The sequence below is a fragment of the Kutzneria sp. NPDC052558 genome (assembly GCF_044547355.1).
Taxonomy (GTDB): domain Bacteria; phylum Actinomycetota; class Actinomycetes; order Mycobacteriales; family Pseudonocardiaceae; genus Kutzneria.
Genome location: NZ_JBIUAG010000054.1, coordinates 32525 through 52097, shown reverse-complemented (window position 1 = coordinate 52097; position 19573 = coordinate 32525). Strand labels below are relative to the sequence as shown.

17 protein-coding genes and 1 riboswitch are annotated in these 19573 nt (G+C 70.2%); of the genes, 11 read left to right on the top strand and 6 right to left on the bottom strand.

Annotation, left to right across the window (positions count from 1 at the left end):
• Positions 1-187 precede the first annotated feature (187 nt).
• Positions 188-268: riboswitch (S-adenosyl-L-homocysteine riboswitch) on the bottom strand.
• Between the two features lie 196 nt (positions 269-464).
• The 3 genes from ACIG5F_RS47085 to ACIG5F_RS47075 all read right to left on the bottom strand — a co-directional run bounded on the left by ACIG5F_RS47085 (position 465) and on the right by ACIG5F_RS47075 (position 3297).
• On the bottom strand, positions 465-1565 hold the full coding sequence (locus tag ACIG5F_RS47085) for an integrase core domain-containing protein (RefSeq protein ID WP_396526890.1): 1101 nt from the start codon (positions 1563-1565) through the stop codon (positions 465-467).
• A gap of 9 nt (positions 1566-1574) precedes the next feature.
• Complete coding sequence (locus tag ACIG5F_RS47080; protein WP_396526889.1) at positions 1575-2033, bottom strand: helix-turn-helix domain-containing protein; 459 nt, start codon at positions 2031-2033, stop codon at positions 1575-1577.
• 283 nt (positions 2034-2316) lie between these two features.
• Positions 2317-3297 (bottom strand): LuxR C-terminal-related transcriptional regulator, encoded by a 981-nt coding sequence (locus tag ACIG5F_RS47075; protein ID WP_396526888.1) that lies wholly within the window; start codon positions 3295-3297, stop codon positions 2317-2319.
• 489 nt (positions 3298-3786) lie between these two features.
• On the opposite strand from ACIG5F_RS47075, the gene ACIG5F_RS47070 reads away from it, so the two are divergent.
• The 11 genes from ACIG5F_RS47070 (at position 3787) to ACIG5F_RS47020 (ending at position 14020) form a co-directional block, all read left to right on the top strand.
• The gene (locus tag ACIG5F_RS47070; protein ID WP_396526887.1) at positions 3787-4077 is read left to right on the top strand and encodes a hypothetical protein; all 291 of its coding nucleotides are present in this window, start codon (positions 3787-3789) and stop codon (positions 4075-4077) included.
• 75 nt (positions 4078-4152) lie between these two features.
• Positions 4153-5040: a VOC family protein gene (locus ACIG5F_RS47065; protein ID WP_396526886.1), complete on the top strand. Its 888-nt coding sequence runs from the start codon at positions 4153-4155 to the stop codon at positions 5038-5040.
• A gap of 99 nt (positions 5041-5139) precedes the next feature.
• Complete coding sequence (gene rraA, locus ACIG5F_RS47060; RefSeq protein WP_396526885.1) at positions 5140-5634, top strand: ribonuclease E activity regulator RraA; 495 nt, start codon at positions 5140-5142, stop codon at positions 5632-5634.
• Positions 5635-5778: 144 nt separating this feature from the next.
• On the top strand, positions 5779-6693 hold the full coding sequence (locus tag ACIG5F_RS47055; protein ID WP_396526884.1) for a ParB/RepB/Spo0J family partition protein: 915 nt from the start codon (positions 5779-5781) through the stop codon (positions 6691-6693).
• A gap of 95 nt (positions 6694-6788) precedes the next feature.
• On the top strand, positions 6789-8387 hold the full coding sequence (locus tag ACIG5F_RS47050) for an ABC-F family ATP-binding cassette domain-containing protein (RefSeq protein ID WP_396526883.1): 1599 nt from the start codon (positions 6789-6791) through the stop codon (positions 8385-8387).
• A 70-nt stretch (positions 8388-8457) separates the two neighbouring features.
• Positions 8458-9804, top strand: a complete 1347-nt coding sequence (locus tag ACIG5F_RS47045; protein WP_396526882.1) for a condensation domain-containing protein — start codon at positions 8458-8460, stop codon at positions 9802-9804.
• 34 nt (positions 9805-9838) lie between these two features.
• Positions 9839-10813 (top strand): NAD-dependent epimerase/dehydratase family protein, encoded by a 975-nt coding sequence (locus ACIG5F_RS47040; protein WP_396526881.1) that lies wholly within the window; start codon positions 9839-9841, stop codon positions 10811-10813.
• A 16-nt stretch (positions 10814-10829) separates the two neighbouring features.
• Positions 10830-11987, top strand: coding sequence for a DegT/DnrJ/EryC1/StrS family aminotransferase (locus ACIG5F_RS47035; RefSeq protein ID WP_396526880.1), 1158 nt, complete (start codon positions 10830-10832; stop codon positions 11985-11987).
• An 8-nt stretch (positions 11988-11995) separates the two neighbouring features.
• The gene (locus ACIG5F_RS47030) at positions 11996-12469 is read left to right on the top strand and encodes an NUDIX hydrolase (protein ID WP_396526879.1); all 474 of its coding nucleotides are present in this window, start codon (positions 11996-11998) and stop codon (positions 12467-12469) included.
• Positions 12456-13268 (top strand): inositol monophosphatase family protein, encoded by an 813-nt coding sequence (locus tag ACIG5F_RS47025; protein WP_396526878.1) that lies wholly within the window; start codon positions 12456-12458, stop codon positions 13266-13268. Before ACIG5F_RS47030 ends, ACIG5F_RS47025 begins: the two co-directional genes overlap by 14 nt.
• On the top strand, positions 13268-14020 hold the full coding sequence (locus ACIG5F_RS47020) for an SDR family oxidoreductase (RefSeq protein WP_396526876.1): 753 nt from the start codon (positions 13268-13270) through the stop codon (positions 14018-14020). The genes ACIG5F_RS47025 and ACIG5F_RS47020 overlap by 1 nt, the downstream gene beginning before the upstream one ends.
• Before the next feature lies 1 nt (position 14021).
• Here ACIG5F_RS47020 and ACIG5F_RS47015 read toward each other — a convergent pair whose 3' ends face one another.
• Genes ACIG5F_RS47015 through ACIG5F_RS47005 form a run of 3 tightly spaced genes read right to left on the bottom strand, consistent with a single transcriptional unit; the run spans position 14022 to position 19409 of the window.
• The gene (locus tag ACIG5F_RS47015) at positions 14022-16670 is read right to left on the bottom strand and encodes a condensation domain-containing protein (protein WP_396526874.1); all 2649 of its coding nucleotides are present in this window, start codon (positions 16668-16670) and stop codon (positions 14022-14024) included.
• Positions 16667-18157 (bottom strand): condensation domain-containing protein, encoded by a 1491-nt coding sequence (locus ACIG5F_RS47010; RefSeq protein ID WP_396526872.1) that lies wholly within the window; start codon positions 18155-18157, stop codon positions 16667-16669. Before ACIG5F_RS47010 ends, ACIG5F_RS47015 begins: the two co-directional genes overlap by 4 nt.
• A 13-nt stretch (positions 18158-18170) precedes the next feature.
• Entirely contained in the window at positions 18171-19409 is a 1239-nt protein-coding gene (locus ACIG5F_RS47005; RefSeq protein ID WP_396526870.1) for a hypothetical protein, read from the bottom strand.
• Positions 19410-19573 lie beyond the last annotated feature (164 nt).

The window sequence follows — 19573 nt, the reverse complement described above, 5'->3', positions numbered from 1 at the left end:
CGGGTGATGCTGAGTAGGTCGGGGTCGCCGACGACGTCTCTGGAGTGGTTGTCGAACCGCCCGGCCCGGTAGTCCTCGGGCGTGAGTCCCACGTTCTGGAACATCGTGCCCCAGGCGCCGTCGAGCACGACGATCCGCTGGTCCAGCAAAGACTTCAGCGCTTCTGCGCCCACCAGACACCTCCCGATCCCGGGAGGCGCCCTTGTTGCGTTGCGTGGTGCAAGCCGAGCGTGGCGGGCTCGAGCCCGTTGCAGCGCCTCTCGACCTGTCCTACAGGTTACCGGAGTCGACTGGTCCGCGACAGGAGGTCACGGTGTCACCAGTCGGACATGACACCGTCGACCCCGCGATCAGCTGGCATAACGCGCCGGCCCGGGCCGAAAATTCGTCCTCCCAAAGAGTGAGAAGCCGGAAACATGCCCCTTTCCCGATGTTGTGTGTGCCGAAAACTACGTCCACGCAGTTCAAGCCGCATGTCGATACTCATGGATGACCCCGCCGAGACGGTCCTGCCGGCGTACGGCGAGGTGTTCGATCCTGTCGGGTTCCAGCGGCTGAGGCCGGGCTCGCAGGGGTGCTGCGGCGGCGAGCGATCGGTGGGTTCGGTGCAGGTTGTAGTGCCGTTCGTACTCGCGCAGCGCGTGCCGGAGGTGTGCCTCGTTCCAGATCAGGGTGCGGTCCAGCAGCTCGGCGCGCAGCGTCTTCACCCAGCGTTCCGTGATCGCGTTCATCCGGGGCATTTGCACACCGGTCAGCACCGTGGTCACCCCGGCACTGCTGGGGATCTCGTCGATCAGTGCAGAGTATTTGGCGTCGCGGTCACGGATGAGGTACCTGACCCGCGCGAGGCTGCCGGCGTCCTCGAGGTCCATGAGCAGGTTGCGGACGGCCTGCGTCACCCAGGCATGTGTGGGATGCGCGGTGGTGCCGAGAACGTGGACGCGCCTACCGGCGTGGTGGATGGCGGCCAGGATGTACTGGCGCTGCCCGGTGAGAGTGATGGTTTCGATGAAGTCCATCGCCAGGATCGTCTCGGCCTGCGAGCGCAGGAAGGCAGCCCACGTGACGGTTGCCCGTTGCGGGGCGGGGGCGATGCCAGCGGTCTTGAGGATCTCCCACACTGTGGACGGGGCGGTCGTGATGCCGAGGAGGGTGAGTTCTCCGTGGATGCGCCGATAGCCCCACGAGGAGTTCTCGGCAGCCAGGCGCAGGACAAGGCGGCGGATCGACGCGATGGTGCGCGGACGCCCAGGTTTACGGCGCCCGCTCGCCCGAGCATGGCGACGCTTCACCATGTCACGATGCCATCGCAGGACCGTGTCCGGACTGACCAGGAGCCGGAGTCGGCGCAGAGTTGTGCGGGCCAGTGGCGTGAGGAGTGCGGCGAGGAGCGCTCTGTCCTCGGGCCAGAGTTGTGGGCGTTGGTCGCCGAGTTGTCGTTGTAAGACGGTGAGTTGGTGGCGTAGGGCGAGGATCTCGACGTCCTTCTCGCGGTCGGTCATCGGAAGTAGCCGCAGCGCGGCGAAGGCGTGGGTGACGGCGAGGTAGACGAGGCGGACCAGCACGGGTCGCGATCATGCCGGACCACGGCCAGCGACGCACCGACGTCCGTGACCTTTACGGATGTACTTTTCGGCACGCACAAGCTCACCCTGAATCCTTTTGTAGCCCGAACTGTGGTTGTCCGTGGCCATCCGTTCGGTCAGCCCGGCAATCGCCTCGTCGACGGGTGGACGGTCGACCTGGTGTGGATAGGTCCACTTCGCGGCTATCAGGCGCCGGTGCCAGCGCAGGATCGTGCCCGGGGTGACCAACCGGTGTGGCCGCGGCCCCTTGGGTAGCAGGCGGACCAACGCGGCGAACACAGCCCGGTCGGCCCAGTCCAGGCGAGGTTTCGGGTTGCTTCTGCGCAGCACGGTGATCTCGTGGCGTGGCACCAGCAACTCGACGTCCTTGGACGCTGACGAGCGGCTGAGCAACACCAGCAGGCCGACCAGTCGGAGGAAGATCAGGTAGAGCAGACGCAGCGCCATGGCTGGCGATCATGCCGCGTCCGTTGACCGTGCCTGTCGCCGCAGGTTAGATGCGTGGGCCGACTTCTGGAACCCCACAGGCCACACCCGAACAAACCCACGCCGTCCTCGCAGCCTGGGCCGCCGCCGGAACATGACCAACCAGAACAGCGAAACACGAGCGATCAGCACTCGTCATTCTCGGCCTCGAAGCCGCCACCGGCATGCCCGACAGGCCGCCGTCCGACTCGACCGCGCCGGGGCACACTCGCCCCGGCGCGTCCGACAGGGAGCGGCCGGCGCCTCACACCCAGCCGCGCTTGGCGGCGCGGACGCCCGCGTCGAACCGGCTGCGCGCCTTGAGATGGGCCATCAGATCCGACGCCATTCGCCGCACGGTGCGCAGTGACACGCCCAGCTTGCGGCTGGCCAGCTCGTCGGTGTCGCCGTTCGCGAGCAGCCGCAGCAGCTCCTGCTCCTGGGCGGACAGTCCGCGGCTGTCCCGGACCGGCGCGTCGCCCCAATCGGTGCCGACGCTCCACACCTGCTCGAACAGGGCGACCATGGCCGTGACGGCGCTGATGCTGCGGACCTCGATCGCGCCCCGTCGGGAGTCGTCGGGATTCAGCGGCAGCAGCACCGTCTCGCGGTCGACCACGACCATCTGGAGCGGCAGCGAGGCCACCGTGCGAGCCTGGCCGCCCAGCGAGGTCAGCCACCGCACGTACCGCACGGTGTTGGCGTCGTTGCGGAAACTGTCCTGGTAGAGGGTGCGTATGACAACCCCTCGGTTCAGCGCGCGGGTATTGAGAGGCTTGCTCGCTTCCAGCGTGTCCGGCTCCTGTGCGCCGCCCGGCGCGAAGGACAGGCACTCGTGCTGCGCGTGCTCGGCCAGGTCTTCGAGGCGGCGCCGGACGTTGTCGAGGCCCTCGATGCGTTCGATCACTTCTGCGAAGGCCGCCTGATCGGTGCTGTACTGCGCGGCCAGCGTCGCCACCGCCGTGCGGGTCGCCTCGATCTGACGGGTCCTCCTCTTCAGCTCGGCCTCGCTGCGCGACAGCAGCGAGCCCAGCGCGAGTCGCGGATCGACCGGGCTGACCAGGTTCGGGTTGTCGGCGCGACGTCGCACCAGATAGAGGTCCGCCAACTCGTCGAGGGCGGCGCGCACCTTGAGCTCGGGCCAGCCCAGCTGCGCGGCGAGTTCGGCGACTCCCCAGTCCGGGTGTTCGAGAACCGTTCGATAGATGGTTTCCGCGGTCGGTGCCAGGCCAAGCGCTTCCAGCAAGATGCGTCCCCCCCGGGAGTGACACACGCGGCACTCCGCGAAGTCCGGGCACCGCATCGTCGCAGACTGTGACGAGTCTATACGCAGAGCCAGTGGCCGGCACGGTTCGGCCGGTCGATTGTGATGCAGATCACTATTCGCCGTGAATCGGTGGCGCGTTGTGGTCTGGCAGCAAGGTGCAACGGTGACCTTTTGGCAGGTGGCGGGCGTGTCCGGATTGCGGTCGCGCGGCACTATCGCGCCAGGCCGCTAGCTGTCAGGCAAAAGTGCTGACACGCCGCCGCCGGGTGGGCAAGGTGATGGGTGTCAACGTTAGGAATTGTCAAGGGGGACTTGTGAACGGCATCCTTTCCAGCTGTGCGCACGTGGCGGTCGGCTGTACTCGAATGGGATTTCTGGTGGACGATGACAACGGTTTCGGATGGGATTAGACCTGGCTGTTCGGCGCCGCGCAGTGGCATCGGTTTGTAGAGCGTCTTGCGTGCCGTCTTGGTCTCGCTGGTTCCGGGGCGCGCTGCGGGCGATGCGCCGAGCGGTGCCGTCATAGCCGATGTTTTCTGGGCGTTGGTCGATGCCGATGGCGGACTTGAGCATATTCGGGTGTCGATGTCCGATTCCCAGGCCGACCTGATCCTGTTTCTCGCGGTCGTCGATCCCGGTCGGGTCGAGGACGTGGCGCTCGGGTTGGTTCGGCGGGTGCTGGCCGTCGCGCCGGCGCTCAGGGGATGGTCGGTCGACAAGTGCGGCCAGGTCGATGTCGGGTTCTGGCTGGAACCCTGATGCCGTCGGCCTGGACCCGGTGGTTTCTTCTCGCTATCGACGATCGGAGCTCGAGTGATCTCCCATGTGCGGAGTGTGGGTCTCGGTGTCGCGAATCTGGCCGACGCCCGCGAATTCTACGAGAAACACTGGCAGCTGGAGGTGGTCGACGCCGATGACGACCGGCTCTACCTGGGCGCGGCCTGCCCGGAGAGCCACGTGCTGCGGCTGCGGGCGACCGACCAGCCCCGGGTCGACCTGATCTCGCTGGCCGCGGACACCCAGGCCGACGTGGACGGGGTGGCCGAGCGGGTCGCCCGGCATCCGCTGGCCCGCATGGTCGCGCAACCGGCGACCCGGCAGGATCTCGGCGGCGGCTACGGCCTACGGTTCCTCGACTGCGACGGACGCACGGTCGAGGTCGCCACCGAGGTGGTCGGCCGGGCGTTCGAACCGGTGCGCGCGGCCGACAGCCGGCCGAAGACGATCAGCCACGTCGTGTTCAACACGCCCGACCTCACGGCGACCAGGACCTTCTACGAGTCGGTGCTGGGGTTCAAGGTGTCGGACTGGGTGGAGGACTTCTTCTGTTTCATGCGTACCGGCAAGGCGCACCACATCCTGGCCTTCACCCGGTCCGCGCACGCCTCGCTCAACCACGTCGCCTTCGAGGTGCACGGTCTCGACGAGTTCATGCGGGCCACCGGCGGAATGATGCGCCGCGGTTTCCAGCCGGTGTGGGGCCCGGGGCGGCACGGGGTCGGGAACAACACCTTCTCCTATTTCCAGGACCCGTCGAGCGGGTTCGTCATGGAGTACACGACCGAGCTCCAGCTCATCGACGACGAGCACGGCTGGGTGCCGAAGGTGTATCCGGCCAATGACATCGACCGCTGGGGCACGGCCAACGAACTCGACGACGCGGTGCGCAGCCTGATGCGCGGCCGGCCCGACCCCGGCCTGTGGGCGCCGCCGCCGGTGTGACCGGACCGGGCGCGATTGTCGTGGCTGATCCTCGGTCGGGGTCGTGAACCCGTGGACCACTGGTGACGAGAGGACGCGGTGCAGGGGATGGATTCTCGGATGTCGTTCCGCACCGCGGACGTCGCCGATGAAAACGGTGAAATATTGTCCGTGTGCGACACGCAGTTTCATCAGTTCGGCGGTTGTGCGGCCTTCTCGGGTCGGGTACGCACCGTCTCCTGTTTCGAGGACGTCGGTCTCGTGTGGGACGTCCTGCGCACATCGGGTGTGGGAAGCGTGCTCGTCGTCGATGGCGGCGGATCGCTGCATTCGACACTGCTGGGTGACATGATGGCCGGATCAGCGGTTGACAACGACTGGTGCGGACTGGTCGTCAACGGCGCGGTTCGCGACGTCGCTCAATTGCGTCTGTTGCCGATCGGGATCAAGGCGCTCGGCAGCAATCCGCGGCGCAGCGGTCGGACGGGAGCCGGGGCGGTCGATGTCCCGGTCAGTTTCGGCAGCGCGGTCTTCGCGCCGGGCGACACGGTCTTCGCCGACGAGGACGGGGTTGTCGTGCTGCCCCGTGTTCAACTGACAAAGGGTTGCGATTGAACACCTGAATTGGTGTTGGATGTCGCTCGTAGCCGCGCGAACTTCGAAACTTTTTTCGAGGCACATCCGCTGGCGGGTGGGATCAATCATGGGGGTTCAGTGAAGAGTGAGGTTGAGGCGGTCCGGCTCGAAAGCCAACCTGTCGTGAAGATCGCGATCGACTCGGTGCTTCCATCGGACTCGCCGCGACTCGACGGCGAGAACGTCGAGCACGTCAAGGTGCTGGCCGAATCGGCGGAGTCCCTGCCGCCGATCATCGTCCACCGGGCGACCATGCGGGTGATCGACGGGATGCACCGGCTGCGCGCGGCCAGGATGCGCGGCGTGGACCAGATCGACGTGCGGTTCTTCAACGGCTGCGCGGAGGACGCGTTCGTCCTGGCCGTCGAAACCAATGTCGTGCACGGCCTTCCGCTGTCCGCGGCGGACCGCGGCGCCGCGGTCGAACGCATTCTCCAGACGCATCCGCAGTGGTCCGACCGGGCCATCGCGTCGGTGACCGGGCTGTCGGCGAAGACCGTCGGCGTCATCCGGCGGCGGGCGGCCGTCGACGTTCCCCAGTTGCGGGTGCGGGTCGGCCGGGACGGTCGGGTCAGGCCGCTGGACTGCTCCGACGGGCGCCGGCTGGCCAGCGAACTGATGGCCAGCAACCCGAACGCCTCCCTGCGCCAGATCGGCAAGGCCGCCAACATCTCGATCGGCACGGCGCGCGACGTCCGGCAGCGCATGCGTCGCGGCGAGGACCCGGTGCCGCCACGGCAGCGGGGTGGTAGCGAGGGCGGCGACCAGCCGCGGCCGGCCGTTCGGGAGGCCGTGCGCAATCGCGGCGAGATCCTGCACCGCCTGCGCAACGACCCCTCGCTCCGGTTCACCGAGGCCGGCCGGGCCTTGCTGCGTCTGCTCGACGTCTACTCGGTCGACGCCGACAAGTGGCTGCACCTGAGCGACAGCGTGCCGCCGCATTGTGTCGGGGTCATCGCCGAGGTCGCCATCGAGTGCGCGACCGTCTGGCAGGAGTTCGCCGAGCAGCTAAATCTGCGCCGCTGCGACACGGCCTAGGTTACGCTGGCGGCATGTCCACCCCCCGGATTTCCTAGCGCCGGCACAGATCCCCAGGTGATCACTGCCCGCTGGTAAATACGGAGTGTATCGATATGATTACCGTTAGCGATGTCTGTGTGTGGGTCGGCGCGCGTCAGCTGGTCGACGACGTGTCCTTCCGGGTGGCCGCCGGGGACAAGATCGGCCTGGTCGGCCGCAACGGCGCCGGCAAGACCACGTTGAGCGGAATCCTTGCCGGCCAAGGCGTTCCCACCGGCGGGACGGTGACCAGGACCGGCTCGGTCGGCTACCTGCCGCAGGATTCCCGGGCCGGCGACGAGAACTCGACCGCCCGGGACCGCATCCTGTCCGCGCGCGGCCTCGACGAGTGCGTGCGGTCGCTGCGTGCGGCCGAGGTCGGCATGGCCTCGGCCGACGGGCCGACGCGCGATCGGGCCATGCGGGCCTATGTCCGCGCGGAAGCGAACTTCCTGGCCTGCGGCGGTTACGCGGCGGATGCCGAGGCGGGCCGCGTGGCGGCCGGCCTCGGCCTGCCGGAGCGGGTGTTGGAGCAACAGTTGCGGACGCTGTCGGGCGGCCAGCGGCGACGGGTGGAGCTGGCCCGCATCCTGTTCGCCGAGCACGACACGCTGCTGCTCGACGAGCCCACCAACCATCTCGACGCCGACTCCGTCGGCTGGCTGCGAGAGTTCCTCACCTCCTATCAGGGCGGGCTCATCGTGATCAGCCACGACGTCGACCTGCTCGCCAAGACCGTCAACCGGGTGTTCCACCTCGACGCCAACCGGCAGCGCCTCGACGTGCACAACGTCGACTGGGACACCTATCTCGCCCAGCGGGCCACCGACGAACGCCGCCGTCGGCGCGAGCGGTCCAACGCCGAACGCAAGGCGAGTTCGCTGCTGACGCAGGCGGACAAGATGCGGGCCAACGTGAAGACGGCTGTGGCGGCGAAGAACATGGCCCGCCGGGCCAACCGGATGCTCGCCGACCTGGAGCCGCAGCGCCGGGCCGACCGGGTGGCCCGGATCCGCCTGCCCGAGCCGGCCGCCTGCGGCCGGATTCCGCTCGCGGCCGTCGGCCTGTCGAAGTCCTACGGCTCCCTCGAGGTCTTCACGGCGGTGGATCTGGCCGTGGAGCGGGGAAGTCGGGTCGTCGTGCTCGGCCTCAACGGCGCGGGCAAGACCACGCTGCTGCGCGTGCTGGCCGGACGCGAGCGGCCGGACGCCGGCCGGGTGGTGGCCGGGCACGGGCTCCGCCTCGGCTACTACGCGCAGGAGCACGAGACGTTGGACATGGCGGGAACCGTTCGGCGCAACATCGCCGCCGCGGCCCCGCACCTGTCCGACGGCGAGTGCCGGACGGTGCTGGGCTCGTTCCTGTTCTCCGCGGACGACGCCGACAAGCCGGCCGCCGTCCTGTCCGGTGGCGAGAAGACCAGGCTCGCGCTTGCCTGCCTGGTTTGCTCCAGCGCCAACGTGTTGCTGCTCGACGAGCCGACCAACAACCTCGATCCGGCCTCCCGCGCGGAAATCCTCGGCGCGATTCGCGACTACCGGGGCGCGATCGTGCTCGTGACCCACGACGAGGCCGCCGTGGACGCGCTGGCGCCGGAGCGGGTGCTGGTGCTGCCGGACGGCGTCGAGGACCTGTGGCAGGAGGACTACGCCGATCTCGTCCGGCTGGCGTGACCGACGAAGCTGGTCGCTTTTCCTTGCTGGCGGTAGGTTGCAGGACAACGACCTCCGGAGGCAGGTGGCGATGTCAGACACACGCACTTCCAGGCGGATCGTCTTCTCGGGAGCCTCGGCGCGGACCGGCCCGCTCAGTTGGGGGCAGGCCAAGATGTTCCGGGACATCGACGACTTCTACGGCGGGCGGGCGCTGAGCTGTCTACCGCTCACGTTGCCGGTTCCGGAAGGGATCCCTTTGGCGGCAGTGGTTTCGGCGCTGGCGGGACTGGTGTCCGCGCACGAGTCGCTGCGCACCCGCTATCCGGAGGCCGGCCGGCAGGTGGTGGACGGGTCGGGCGAGTTGGTGGTCGAGGTCATCGACTCGACCGACCCGGAGGCCGCGAGCGCGCGGATTGTCGCCGAGTTCAGCGGCGAGCCGTTCGACCTCGCGGCCGGCCCGCCGCTGCGCTGCGCGGTGATCCTCAACGGCGGCAGGCCGGTCGGCATCGCTTGTGTGTTCACGCATGTCGCCGTGGACGGCATCGCCGTGGGGGTGCTCGGAGACGATCTGACGGACCTGATGCTGGCCCGGCCGAAGCCGGCGGTGACCACGTGGCAGCCGCTCGACCTCGCCGAGCACGAGCGCTCGCCGGCCGGTGTCCGGCAGTGCGCCAAGGCGGTGTCCTATTTGGACGATGCCTATCGGCGGGCGCCGTTCGCGACGCTCGCCGAGGTCGGTCCGCACGAGGATGTCCCGTACCTGCGGGGCTGGTTGCGGTCGACCGAACTCGCGCAGGTGCTGGCGTGGATCAGCGAGCGGACCGGGCGTAGCCGCTCGGCGGTGCTGCTGGCCGCGTACCTGGCGCTGCTCGGCCTGCGCGCGTGCGGTCCGGTCTGCGCCGTCAGCTCCATCGCGGCCAACCGCATGCGCGCGGAGACCGACCGCTACGTCGGGCAGATGGCCCAGGATGCCGTCGTCGTGGTGGACACGGCGACCGAGACCTTCGACGAGCTGGTTCGGCGGGTATGGACGGCGTCGCTGACGGCGTACGCGAACAGCCCGGTCGATCCGCACGCCCAGGACGCGGTGCTGGCCCGGGTCGCCGCCGAGCGCGGCTTCGGATTCAGCCGGGACTGCGTGTACAACGACCAGGTCATCCCGACGTCGCGGTCGGAAGTCCGGCTCGCGGTCGGGTCCGCGGTGAACCGGCTGCGGATCGTGGCGGACGAGTTCATTCCCGTGCGGGCCTACTTCTCCGTGCACCGGCTGGACGAGATCGCCGAGATCTCCCTCTGGGCGGACACGAGGTTCCTGCCGCGACGGGATCTCCGCGCGTTTCTCGACGGGCTGCGGCGGCTGCTGGCGGCCGAGGCGGAGGGCGGGGTCCGCACCGCGGACCTCGGCGCCGTCTGCGGACTGGACCGGGCGTGCTGAGCAGTCAACTTTTCCGGTGTGCAAGGGAGACTCGATGCGACAGCGCAGTGTGCTGGTGACCGGTGGGCAGGGATATCTGGGCTCGGTCGTCGGCGCCGCGTTAACCGGCGGCGGCAGCAGGGTGACTGTGGTCGACAACGGCCGGTTCTCCGATGTCCGAACCGAACAGTCCGGTGTGGACTATCTGTCGGCCGATGTGCGTGACGTCTCGGACTGGCAGCGGGTGCTGTCCGGTGTGGACGCGGTGGTGCACCTGGCCGCGGTGGTCGGCGATCCGGCCTGCTCGGTGGACGAGAATCTGGCCTGGGAGACCAACTATCTCGGCACGATCAGGGTGGCCGAGGCGTGCCGGCGGGCCGGCGTGGGCCGGCTGGTGTTCGCCTCGACGTGCAGCACCTACGGGGTGGCCGATGAGGAGGAGGTGGACATCTGGTCGCCGTTGAACCCACAGTCGGTTTATGCCCGCAGCAAGGTGCTCGCCGAGCACTACCTGCTCTCTCCGCATCAGGACGGGCCACGGCCGTGCATCCTGCGGTTCGCCACCCTGCACGGGCTTTCCCCGCGCATGAGGTTCGACCTCGCGGTGAACGTGATGACCGCCGACGCGGTGCGCGACGGTCTGGTCACAGTGCACGGCGGGACGCAGTGGCGGCCGTTCCTGCACGTGCGCGACGCGGCCACGGCGATCACCCGCGCCCTGGCCACCCTCGCGACCGGCATCTACAACTGCGGTAGCGACGCCGAGAACCTGCGGATGTCGGAGGTCGCCCGCGTCATTGCCCAGCAGGTGCCGGGAACGAGGGTCGAACACCATCCACAGCAGACGGACCCGCGTAGCTACCGGGTGAGCTTCGGCCGGATCGGCGCCGAACTGTCCTTCCGCCCCAAGCGAACAGTGGCCGACAGCGTGCGGGAGATTCGCGATGCGATGGCGGCCGGGGAGTTCACCGACCACCGTGCGCCGAGGTACAGCAACTACCTGACGGCGGTCACGGCCGCCGCGCAGTGAACGGGGGAGAATCATCATGTCCGACCGACCGGCGGTGCTCGGCGGCGAGCCCGCGTTCGACACCCTGTTGCCCGTCGCCCGGCCAGTTCTGCCCACCGTGGCCGAGCTGTCGGACGCCATGGACGCGACCCTGAGCTCGGGCCTGATCACCAATGCCGGACAGGTCCGGGCCTTCGAAGCGGAGATCGCCGACTACCTCGGCGTGGCGCACGTCGTGGCGGTGAACAGCTGCACCAGCGCGCTGATGCTGCTGCTGCGCTGCCTCGGCCTGAGCGGGCCGGTGGTGGTGCCCAGCTTCACGTTCATGGCCAGCGGTCACGCGGTGCTGTGGAGCGGTGCCTCGGTGACCTTCGCCGACTGCGGTCCCCGCACGTGGACCATCGACCCCGACTCGGCGGCGGCCGCGGGCGGCGGCGCGGTGCTGGCGACCCACACCTTCGGCTCGCCCTGTGACGTGCGGCGGTTGGAGGATCTCGGCGTCCCGGTCGTGCTGGACGCCGCGCACGGCTTCGGCGGTCGCTACCCGGACGGGTCGATGATCGGCACGAAGGGGATCGCCGAGGCGTTCAGCCTCAGCCCCACCAAGCCGCTGTCCACCGGCGAGGGCGGCCTGGTCACCACCAACGACGAGGCGCTGGCCGCCGAGCTCAGGATCGCCAGGGAGTACGGCAATCCGGGCAGCTACAACAGTGTGCTGGTCGGCCTGAACGGCCGGATGACCGAGACCGCGGCCATCCTCGGCCGCGCCGGGCTGGCCGGGTTCCCGCACTGGATCGAGCGTCGCGGCCGGCTCGCCCGGCGCTACCTGGCCGCGTTGCGGGAGGTGCCGGGCCTGTCGTTCCAGCAGATCCCGGACGGGGCCGTCAGCTCCTACAAGGACTTCACCATTCACGTCACCGAGGAGTTCGGGTTGACCAGGACCCAGTTGGCCGAGTGCCTGCACCGGGACAACGTGGACACGCGCGGCTACTTCGACCCGCCGCTGCACCGACAGACCGTCTACCGCGACGTGCCCGGCGCCGTGCCGCTTCCGGTCACCGAACGCCTTTCGGCCGGCCTGCTGACCCTGCCGCTGCACTCGCAGATGGAGGTCGACGTGGTCGATCGGGTGTGCGGCGCGATCCGTTCGATCGCCGAGCACGCGACGACCGTTCGCGACCGGCTGGCGGCGTGAGGGCGACGATGAGCGACTACATCAAGGAACTGCGCGGACTGGTCGGGACCAGGCCGCTGATCCTGCCGGGCACGTCGGTCGTGGTCACCGACGCGCGGGGGCGGCTGCTGTTGGTGAAGCGGGCCGACACCGGCGACTGGGGACTGCCGGGAGGCTTCATGGAGCCGGGCGAGTCGTTCGAGCAGGCGGGGCGGCGCGAGGTCATGGAGGAGACCGGGTTGGAGATCGGGCCGATGCGCCTGCTCGACGTGTTCTCCGGCCCCGAGTACTACTACCGCTATCCGCACGGGGACGAGGTGTTCAACGTGACCGCGGCCTATGTCGCGTCGTGTCTGGGCGACGCCGTGCCGACGGCCGATCCGGGAGAGCTGCGCGGTGCGGCCTTCTTCGAGCCGACCGACCTGCCGCGCGAGCTGTTGCCCCCGGAGCGGCCGATCATCGCCTGCTACCTGGCGCGGTTCGGGCCCGATGGCCGTGGCTGAGCCGCGACTGAGCGGTTTCCTCGACGACTGCCTGCACGAGGCGAGCGCGCTCGCCCTCGCCATCCGGGGCCGGAGCGCGGAAACCAAGGCCGGCGACCGGAATCAGGTGGTGACCGACGCCGATCGCCGCATCGGGGCCCTGCTGGTCGGCCGCATCCGGGACGAGTTCCCGGACGCGACCGTCATCGAGGAGGAATCCGGCGTGGTCACCGGGACCGGCGACCAGGTGTGGATCGTCGATCCCGTCGACGGGACCAGCAACTACGTCGCGGGCAGTCCGCTGTACGGGACCATGCTGGCCCTGGTCGAGCACGGCCGGCCGGTGGCCGCCGGCGTCGCGCTGCCCGCGTTCGGCCACTGGTACAGCGCCGAGGCCGGCCACGGCCTGCGCAGCTGCGGGCAGCCCGTCGAGCCGGCGGCGCCCGGCCGACTGGCGGACAGTCTAGTCGCCTACGGTCTCGACGTCGGATCGCCCGCGCAGACGCGGGCCGACTGGCGGCTGCTGGAGTCGCTGACCCGCTGCGTGCGGGGTGTCCGGATGAGCAACAGCGTCTTCGACGCCGTGATGGTGGCGACCGGGGTGTACGGCGCCTTCGTGCACCGGCGGATGCGGATCTGGGACGTGGCCCCGATCGACGCGTTGGTCACGGCCGCCGGCGGCGCGTGCACCGACCTCGCCGGCCGGCTGCTGGACTGGACCTGCCCCGTCGACCGGGTGGACGAGACGTTCGCCGTGTGCGTCACGGCTCCCGGCCTGGCCCAGCCGCTGCGGGAGATCATCGCCTGGAAGGAGTCGTGATGCCGGTCGCGCTGGTGACGGGTGGTTCGTCGGGGATCGGCCGTGCCGTCACCGACGAGTTCACCGAGCACGGATACCGCGTCGTCGTGTTGGACCGCGAGGAACCACGTGAGCCGTTCCCGCCGGACGTGGTGCTGGTGCGCGGCGACGTCCGCAGTCCGCGGGACAACGAGCGCGCAGTCGAGGCGGCGCTGCGCCTGGGCGGGCTGGACGTGTTGGTGGCCAACGCCGGCCTGCACGACGGCGGGGTGCGCCTGTGCGACCGGGACGGCGACGAGTTGGCCGAGCTGGCCCGGCGGGTGCTGGACGTGGACGTGGTCGGCTACCTGCTGGCCGCCCGGGCGGCCGCCGAACCACTCATCCGCGCCGGCGGCACGATGATCTTCACGCTGTCCGATGCCTCCTTCGTGGTGCGCGGCAACGGTTCCGGCGTGGTCTACGCGGCGGCCAAGCACGCCGCGCTCGGTGTCGTCCGGCACCTGGCCGCCGACCTGGCGCCACGGGTGCGGGTCAACGCGGTGGCGCCGGGAGGCGTGGTGACCGGGCTGCGGGCGGCGGTCGGCGGGGAGGACACCGCCGAGGTCTTCGACCAGCCCGACGAGATCAGCCGGGTCATCCAGGAGTTCAACCCGCTGGGCGTGGTGCTGACCGCCCGCCAGCTCGCCCCGCTGTACCGGTTCCTGGCCTCGCCTGAGGCCGCCGGCATGACCGGAGAGGTGCTCCGGCCCGACGGCGGCCTCGCGGTGCGGTGATCTACGCCGGGGGGACCGCGGCGAGCAGGCCGGCGACGGTGGGAGTCACGAACAGCGTCTCCAGCGGCAGTTCCACGCCGAGCGCCTCGCTGGCCTGGTTCATCATCCGCAGTGCCGCCAGCGAGCTGCCGCCTAGCTCGAAGAACGAGTCGTGCGGGCCGACGTCCGGCCGGTCGAGCACGGCCGCGAAGATCTCGGTGAGGATCCGTTCCGCCGCACTGCTCACGGTCGGGGACGGCCCGGTGGTCCGCGGCAGCCGGGCCGGATCGAGGTCTCCGGTCGCGGTCAGCGGCAGCGCGTCCACGACGGTGCACGTGACGGATCGGCCGGCGGCGGACGTGGACCACCGGACGAGCTCCGGTGCCGGCAGGGGCGTGCCGCGCGGGACCACGTAGGCGTGGATCACGTCCGCATCACCCACGGCCACGGCGTCGGCGACGGCCGGGTGCCCCCGCAGCTGCCGGGCCGTCCGACCCGCGACATCCTCGGGATCGTCCAGCAGTTCCAGGGTTCCGTCGCCCCAGCGGCGACCAGTGGCGCACCGTTCCCGGCCGACCCACAGCTCGCCGGGCGCGCCCGGCGGGACTGGATTCCCGGTCCGGTCGAGGATCTCGATCTCGGCGTCCGGCACCGGCCGACCGGCCGGGAGCACACCGGCGCGCGCCTGTCCCGCCGTGGTCACGTGGACGGCGACCGCCCACCGGCATCCCGCCGGCCGGTACTGGTTGGCCAGCACCGTGTCCGGCCCGAACAGGGACGACACCCGGGCGGCGTCCAGGTCGTCGGGACGGCCGCCGCGGAAAGCCACGAGCCGGATCGGGTGGCCGGGCGGCGCATCCCAGGTGCGCCACACGTGCGGCGCCACACCGAGCAGCGCGGTGATCGGCCGGGACCGCGCCGGGGCGTCCAACACGACGGTCGCCCCGACGGTCAGCGGCATGACCACGTCTTCGACGGAGGCGGTCGACATGGCCAGCACCGTGTCAGCGCCGGTCAGACCGTGCCGGTCGGCGAGATCACGCAGGCGCGCGACGGTCTCGCCGGGCGGCTCAGCGGCGAGGTCCACCGCCGGGATGTCGATCGTGGTGATCACCACCGCCGGGTCCGTCTCGACCGGCACGCAGTCCGCCTTCACCACCCCGAGAACGGCGATGACCTGGTCGACCCCGCGGGGGAGCCGCACCTCGACCCGGTCACCCGGCCGTGCGCCCTGGTCGACGAGCCACCGCCGGATGTGGTCGGACCGTCGCTCGAGTTCCCGATAGGTCAGTTCCCTTTCGCCGTCGACCACTGCGAGCTGGTCGGGGTCGGGCGGGATATGCGTCGGCCGCGCGAGGTCCGGCTCTCGCGACCCGGCCGGCGCCGTCGGCAGGTCGGCCAGCCGGCAGTCCGTTGTCCGACAAAGGGATTCGAGCGCGAACACGAGGTGTTGGAGCAAGAGCCCCGCGTGGTCGTCGGAGAACACCCCGCGGTCGTGGGCCAGCCCGAGCCGCATCTCGGCCTCGTCGACCACGACCAGCACGGCGGAGAAGTTGCTCTGCTCCACGTAGTCGATGTGGCGCAAGGTGATCGAGTCGTGCTCCCAGCCGGAGCGGTCGATGGGGTAGTTCTCCACGACGACGGCGGTGTCGAACAGCGCCGTGCCGGCGGGCAGCCCGCTGCCGGTGAGCGCCTGCGACAGCGGCAGATGGCTGTGCTGCTGGAGTTCCAGCTGCGCGGTGTGGATGTCGGCGAGCCAGTCGGACAGCGACCGGTCCGGGTCGACCCGGACCCGGGTGGGCAGCGTGGTGAGCAGAACGCCGACCATGCCGTCCGCGCCGGACAACTCCGGCGGCCGGACCGTCATCGTGGTGCCGAAGACCACGTCCGGCGAGCCGCTGTACCGGCTCACGACCAGACCCCACCCGGCGTGGATCAAGCTGTTGACGGTGATGCCGGCCTGCCGCGCGCGGGAGTGCAGCAACCGGGTCCGTTCCCGGCTGAGGACGACCGTCTGCTCGCCGCGGGGATGATCGCCGCCGTCCCCGCTGGCCGGCAGCACCGTCGGCCCGGGGAGATCCTTCAGCCGCCGGCGCATGCAGTCCATCGCGGCGGTGATGTCCTGACGACCCAGCCACGCGATGTAGTCGCGGAAGGGCCGGTGGAACGGCAGTCGCACCTCGCGACCGCGGCTCACCACGTCGTAGGCGGTGAGCAGCTCGTTCAGCACGACGTGGCCGCTCCACCCGTCCAGCACCAGGTGGTGGTAGGTCCACAGGAGCACGTCCTGCTTGTCCGGCAACGAGATCCGGGTCAGCCGGGTGAGTGGCGCGTGTTCGAGCCGGAACCCCCGGCGACGATCCTCGACCAGCAGCCGCGCCAGCTCCGCCTCGGAATCGACTTCACGGTGTTCCACGGTGACGGCCGGGGCGCGATGCACCACCTGCACAGGCTGCTCGGACGAACCGGAGTGAAAGGAGGTCCGCAGGACCGGATGGTGCGCCACCACTGCCGCGAACGCCCGCTCCAGCGTGTCGTCGCGGACCGGCCCGGCCAGCCGACACACCAGCTGGTTGACGAACAGTCCCGGATCGCCGTCCCGGAGCGCGTGCAGCAGCAGTCCCTGTTGCAGCGGCGCCAGCGTGTAGACGTCGTCGATGCTCGCGGTCATTGGTCGCCGCCCTTCCCGGCCGTGTCCAGTCGTGCCAGCAGCTGGTCGAGCTGGGCCTGATCCAGCCCGGACAACGGGAACTCCGTCGTCGTGGTGGTCGTCGGGGCCGCGGCGACGGCGTGCCGGAGCAGCCGCGTGATCGCCTGCTCGTCGTGCTGCGAGGGATCGAAGCTCGCCTCGACGACCAGGCGGTCGGGATAAGCCAGCGCGAGCACATCGACCGCGTCCGCGCGACCGATCCGGGCCCGCCGCGGCAGCCCGTCGGGCCGGCCGACCACGGTGAACGCCGAGGTTCGGCCGGTCAGGTCCAGGCATTCCACCCCCAGCCGGGCCGGCGGCCGGTCGAGCCCGGGAACGAGCCACCGCAGGGCGCCGTAGCCCACACCGCCGTGGGGTGCGCCGGCCCGCGCCTTCGTGACGGCCCGCATCCGCTCGGCCGCGGTGTCGGCCGGGTCCAGGTCGACGGTGACCGGGAACCAGGATGTGAACGGCCCGACCGTGCGGGAGAAGTCGCGGTCGGCGAACAGTCCCCGTCGGCCGTCACACCGCAGGTCGACCGTTTCGGACTGCTCCAGCAGACCGGCGACCAGCGCGTCGCACACCGCTTCCGCGGGCATCGCGGCGACCTCGATCGCGACGGTGCGCACGGAGTTCGCTTCTCCGGCGGCCTCGGCCACCGGGGCGGACCAGTGCGGACGTTCGGCCGCGGCCTCCGGCCCGGCGGCCCATTCCGTGAGCATCCCGGCCCAACTGCTGAAGGACGTCGGGGGCGCCGGCAGGGCGATCGGTTCGCCGTGGGCCGACTGCTCACAGGCGAGCGCGAGATCGTCCAGCAGCAGTGACCACGAAGTGGCGTCGACCGCCAGCCGGTGCGCGAGCAGCATCAGCAGCGGCGGACCGTCGCCGTCGGCGAGCACGGCGGCGGCCAGCAGCGGGCCGTTTTCGGGATCGAGCACGCCCGCGGTGGTGGCCACGACCTCCTCCGTGCGGACGCCGTCGTAGTGGGCGACGGCCGCGGTGCGGTCGCTGGCGACGGCCACCCGATCGGGGCCGACCCGTGGGCGCAGCGCGTCATGTCGGCCGATGACGGCGCTCAGCGCGGCCGGCAGCGACTCGGGCCGCACCCAGTCGGCCAGCCGCACCAGCCGGCCGTCGACGGCGCCGTCCCGGTCGGTCAGGAAGGCCATCTGGTCCGGGGCCAACCGCACGACGGCGGTCGTGGCGCGGGCGCCGTCGTCGGGGCTGGCCGCCATCAGCGCGGCCGACAGCTCGCGGACGGTCGGATGGTCGAAGATCATTCGGGCGGTGACGGGCAGGCCCAGGTCCCGGGCCTGCGCGCTGATCACCATGCTGGCGATCGAGTTGCCGCCCAGGTCGAAGAAGTGGCTGTCCGGATCGACCGGCCGGTCGCCGAGCGCCCGGCTGAAGATTCGCGCCAGCGTCAGCCGCAGGGCCGTCAGCTGGCCGGCCTCTGGTTCGGACCGCATACGGGCAACCACCTCACGGAGTCGGGTCGGGCCGGGTCGGGGCGGCCACCGCGGGCGGCCAGTCCCGCTCGCACGGGCCGTACTGGCACAGGAACGCGTAGGCCAGCCGCTCCAGGCCGAAACCCGCGCAGCCGGACCGCAGCGGGGCGCCGTCGGCATAGCCGATGTCGAAGCGGCCGGTGAAGAAGTCGTCGGCGTAGTTGAACGAGCCGGCGGCCAGGGTGCGGCCGTCGCCCACGGGCATCCGCAGCTCGTACTTGGACTCGGCCAGCGCCTGCAACGCCATCCGGCGGCTCCGGTCGGCGCCGAGGAAGAAGGGGTCGTTGGCCACCTCGCAGGACGCGGCGAGCCCGAGCCCGCAGAGCAGGTCCCGCACCTGGTCCATCAGCAGGCGCCTGGTCTCCTGGACGAAGTCCTTGTCCCCCAAGAAGACGATTTCGCGGATCGTGAAGTCCCAGAGCCGTTCGAGACCGTGCTCGTACTTCGACTCGTGCCGGAACGATTTGCCGACGCTGGTAACCACCGCAGTCTGCGCGTGGTCGAACCGCCGGCCGGCGTAGTGGTGATAGGTGTGGAAGCACATGGTCGGCGGGAGACAGTGGCTCACGTTCGTGAGAATGCCCGGCGGTATGGCGTCGCCCCGTCGCCGCAGCTCGGCGAACTGCTGATAGGAGTCGACGTCCCGGTGCAACGAGGTGACGTACATGAGGAATTGCGGGAACGACTCCGGATAGCCGCACCGGTCGATGACCTCGGTTGGCAACAGGGTGGGATACTCGTACTCGACCGCGTCGTGCCGCTCCAGCACGATATTCCGCAGCTCGTTGTCGAAATACCTCATCACTTTCAACAGGGGGCCGCCGACGGCCACCTGGCCCGGCCCCGGGCGGAACGCCGCGCCGGTGTCGACGAGCTCAGCGAACACGTCCCGCGCCGGCCCAGCTCCCGGCAGCCGCCACAGTTCCTTGGACGGCACCACGATCCGCTTGCTGATGTCGTCGGACACGACGCGCAGCAGCTTGTCGCGCAGCAGCTCTTCGCGCGGGGCGGGGATGCGGTCGTCGTCCGGCAGGGCGAGGCCGAGGCTGATGCCGGCGATGGCGCCGCCCGGTTCCGGAATGAATTCGAAGTCCTCGATCTCCTCGTCGATGAAGTAGACGAATCTGGCGAGATCCTCGCAGTGCCGCGCCGCCAACGGTTCGTCGAACATCACGCGCAGCCGGCCGTCCACCGGTCGTGCCGATTGACTCACAGTTCACCCTTCCCGCCGCCGGGCAAGTCTCGGTCGAACCGCAGAGCGCGGGCGATCGCCGCGCCGAATCGGACCGTACAACGGCGTGCGCCGCGGCCGACAGCGCGTTCAACTGTGAGCCGGTTTCACTTGCACGGGAAGCGCTTGCGACGGTGATCATGGCG

Coding starts and splice junctions, on each gene's coding strand:
- ACIG5F_RS47050 (WP_396526883.1), top strand. CDS start 6,789: ATGATTACCGTTAGCGATGTCTGTGTGTGGGTCGGCGCGCGTCAGCTG.
- ACIG5F_RS47040 (WP_396526881.1), top strand. CDS start 9,839: ATGCGACAGCGCAGTGTGCTGGTGACCGGTGGGCAGGGATATCTGGGC.
- ACIG5F_RS47010 (WP_396526872.1), bottom strand. CDS start 18,157: ATGCGGTCCGAACCAGAGGCCGGCCAGCTGACGGCCCTGCGGCTGACG.
- rraA (WP_396526885.1), top strand. CDS start 5,140: ATGTCGTTCCGCACCGCGGACGTCGCCGATGAAAACGGTGAAATATTG.
- ACIG5F_RS47045 (WP_396526882.1), top strand. CDS start 8,458: ATGTCAGACACACGCACTTCCAGGCGGATCGTCTTCTCGGGAGCCTCG.
- ACIG5F_RS47015 (WP_396526874.1), bottom strand. CDS start 16,670: ATGACCGCGAGCATCGACGACGTCTACACGCTGGCGCCGCTGCAACAG.
- ACIG5F_RS47025 (WP_396526878.1), top strand. CDS start 12,456: ATGGCCGTGGCTGAGCCGCGACTGAGCGGTTTCCTCGACGACTGCCTG.
- ACIG5F_RS47020 (WP_396526876.1), top strand. CDS start 13,268: ATGCCGGTCGCGCTGGTGACGGGTGGTTCGTCGGGGATCGGCCGTGCC.
- ACIG5F_RS47030 (WP_396526879.1), top strand. CDS start 11,996: ATGAGCGACTACATCAAGGAACTGCGCGGACTGGTCGGGACCAGGCCG.
- ACIG5F_RS47035 (WP_396526880.1), top strand. CDS start 10,830: ATGTCCGACCGACCGGCGGTGCTCGGCGGCGAGCCCGCGTTCGACACC.
- ACIG5F_RS47080 (WP_396526889.1), bottom strand. CDS start 2,033: ATGGCGCTGCGTCTGCTCTACCTGATCTTCCTCCGACTGGTCGGCCTG.